General features: G+C 67.3%; 2 protein-coding genes. Both read left to right on the forward strand.

The genetic code is table 11. The features are described from left to right. Positions 1 to 409, forward strand: a 409-nt coding sequence (locus MOV75_RS38360) for a ribonuclease HII (RefSeq protein ID WP_247008035.1), incomplete at its 5' end; no start/stop codon positions are given. A 248-nt stretch (positions 410 to 657) separates the two neighbouring features. Next, positions 658 to 1,337, forward strand: a 680-nt coding sequence (locus tag MOV75_RS38365) for a glycosyltransferase family 39 protein (RefSeq protein ID WP_247008036.1), incomplete at its 3' end; no start/stop codon positions are given.

A 1,337-nucleotide genomic window follows, 5' to 3' on the forward strand; every position in this document is an offset into this window, starting at 1 on the left:
CGCCGTGGTCGCGCTGCCCGACTCGCCCCGCCATGTGTTCGTCGACGGCCGCGATCGGCTCGACACGTCTTGCGACTGCGAGGCCGTGATCGGCGGCGACGGCATCGTCCTGTCGATCGCCGCGGCCTCGATCGTCGCCAAGGTGACGCGTGACCGCCTGATGTGCGCGCTGGCGCAGGACTGCCCCGGCTATGGTTTCGAGCAGCACAAGGGCTACGCCGTTCCCGAGCACCTCGACGCGCTTGACCGCCTCGGTCCCACCGTCCATCACCGCAGCTTCTTCGCTCCCGTCGTCGCCGCCCGCGTCAAGCATATGCCCTGGACGGTCGAGCCGGTGCAGGACCTGTTCTCCGTCACCGAGGTGCAGGTGGAAGCCAACGTGGAAGTCGACGCGTCGGCAAATCTTTAAGGCTTAGCGCTGCTGACCCTTAGTATCGTCATCGCTGGGCTTGACCCGGCCATCCACGCCTTACCCACGGCACGAAGAACGTGGATGCCCGGGCCTTCGCCCCGCTGAAGCGGCTTCGGCCGCGCAGGCGGGACAAGCCTGGGCATGACGACTTGTGGCGGTTGCCACGACGCGCAGCGCCCATTATCAAAACAGACGTGAGCGAATAGGGCCGGCTGGACGGGTTGGCTGCATCTTTCGGGCGTTGCATGCGGTTTACCTCCCTGGTCATCGAGCTCATTCGCGCCCGGCCGCGGCTGATCGTCTGGATCGTCGTGCTGCTCCAGGCCGCGATGTGGCTGTTCGTGGCGCTGGTGTTCTACCGCAGCCCGCCCGGCACCCTCGGAACGCTGCTGGCTTTCGGACGCGAATACCAGGTCGGCACTGACCTCGGTCCACCCTTGCCGGTTTGGCTCGCCGACATCGCCTATCGCGCCGCCGGTGGCCACATGTTCGGCGTCTATGTGCTGGCCGAGCTCTGCGAGATCGCGACCTTCATCGCGCTCTATCATCTGTCCCGCGCCGTGGTCGGCCCGCAGCAGGCGGTGCTTGCCGTGCTCTTGACCATGACGGTGCTCGCCTTCTCCTCGTCGGCGCTCGACTTCGGCCCCCTCATCCTGGCCCGGCCGCTCTGGGCGCTGCTGCTGCTGCACTCCTGGCAGATCATCGGCCAGCGCCGCGGCAATGCCTGGTTCGCCTGGTCGATCGAGGCCGGCCTCTTGTTGCTGACGACGCCCGCGGCGATCTTTCTCCTGTTGCTGCTCGTCGTGTTCGCGGTCTCGACCGCAGGCGGCCGCCGGACGCTGCGCGCGCTCGATCCGCTGTTTGCGCTGATCGTCGTGGCGGTTCTGGCGCTGCCCTATGCGGTCTGGCTGATGCGGGCCGAGAC

The organism is Bradyrhizobium sp. PRIMUS42 (genome assembly GCF_023006515.1).
GTDB lineage: Bacteria > Pseudomonadota > Alphaproteobacteria > Rhizobiales > Xanthobacteraceae > Bradyrhizobium.